2 protein-coding genes are annotated in these 1,543 nt (G+C 57.2%); both read left to right on the forward strand.

Going from position 1 to position 1,543, the window contains the following annotated elements; translation table 11 throughout:
- Window positions 1-1,262, forward strand: a 1,262-nt coding sequence (locus tag AC1DQP_RS20325) for an RHS repeat-associated core domain-containing protein (protein ID WP_478052408.1), incomplete at its 5' end; no start/stop codon positions are given.
- Window positions 1,262-1,543 (forward strand): DUF6896 domain-containing protein (locus AC1DQP_RS20330; RefSeq protein WP_478052409.1); only part of this gene is annotated, 282 nt, incomplete at its 3' end. The genes AC1DQP_RS20325 and AC1DQP_RS20330, both read left to right, overlap by 1 nt.

Consider the following 1,543-nt stretch of genomic DNA (forward strand, 5'->3'; position numbering starts at 1 on the left):
ACCTGCGTCTGAACGTAGTGGCGGCAGGGAGCAGCCCGCGTGCTCACCACTACTGTTACGACCAGAACTGGCGGCTGACCAATGTGAAGGAGGGCGGGTGCAACGGGGCGACCGTCATCGGGCTCAGCTACGACGTCCAGGGCAACCTGCACCCGAAGAACGGCCAGGAGTTCCGCTTCGATTTCGGCAACCGCCTGCGCGAAGTGGTCGGCAAGGACTGGTATGCCTACGACGGGCAGGGGCGGCGCGTATTGAGCTGCAACGGGGCAGGCTGCTCGAATCAGATGTACAGCGCTGACGGCTGGCTGCTGTATGTAGACGATGCACGCAACGGCACCCGCACCGAACACATCCATTTGGGCGATGGGTTGATTGCCCTGCATGACACGGCTGCGGGCAGCGGTGCGGTCAACACCCGATACCAGCACGCGGACCTGCTGGGCTCACCGGTGGCGGAGACGGATGGGTGGGGGGATCTGACAGAGACGCTGGAGTACGAGCCTTACGGCGAGCAGATCAATGGGGTACTGAGGGATCGGCCTGGGTACACCGGGCATGCGTTGGATGCTGCGACTGGGCTGAGTTACATGCAGCAACGGTATTATGACCCTGCGCTTGCAATATTCGTGTCTGCAGATCCAGTTATGGTGGATCTTAAAAATGCGCGCAACTTCTGCAGGTACTGTTATGCGGCGGATAGTCCATATCGCTTTATCGACTCAGATGGGCGTGCAGAAAGTCCAGCGTGGATGCGGTCTTTCATCCCCGGTCAGATTGCATGGGATGCGGCAGTAACATCTGCAGAGCGCGGAGAGTACGGAATGGCCGCCGCGCAGGGGGTGCTGGCTGTCGCGGAAGGCACGATGTCCATTATGACTTTGGGGCATGCGCAAGGTGTCGCGGCCACCGGTCGTGCCGCGTTGATTATGCGAGCGGAGTCCAGATTTGCTGCAGATTCCGCGGAGGTGGTCTCAAATTTGAATCCAAGGAGTCTTCTAGGTCGCCAAGGCCCGAACGAGATGTCAGGAAGTCAAATAAAGAGGATGGCCAATGATATGAGAATGAATGGTTACAATCCGAGTGAGCCAATAGAAGCCGCAACCTTTGAGGGCAAGAGAATTATCATCGATGGTCACCATCGCGCTGCGGCAGCGATTAAGGTGGGYTTGAAGGAGGTTCCAGTGCGTGAAATTCAAGTGACGCCCTCGCAGGGGCGGCAACTTCTTCAAGAGKCGGCAGAGGCAAGAGTGAGGGATTGCTGATGGAATTATTAGATGTCCATTGCCTTCTGAAATTCTCAGGATTGCAAATCGCTCTGGTTGCTGAGTTGGAACGGCGTCACCCCCATTTTCGTGAGGGTTTTCTACTCTCTTTGCCGGGGCGTGGGGTCGTTTTGACGGATAGCGGTGAGTGGAAGTTCAGGAAGCATGGGCTTGGTGTCGTGTTCGTCAGGGCTTCGGACGATTTGACGATCGATGCACATAGATTCTATCCGGACCTCGCCAGTCCGATTGATGCATGGCGCTTGCGCTCTTTTCTTGAG

This window comes from Stenotrophomonas sp. P5_A8, from assembly GCF_056400545.1.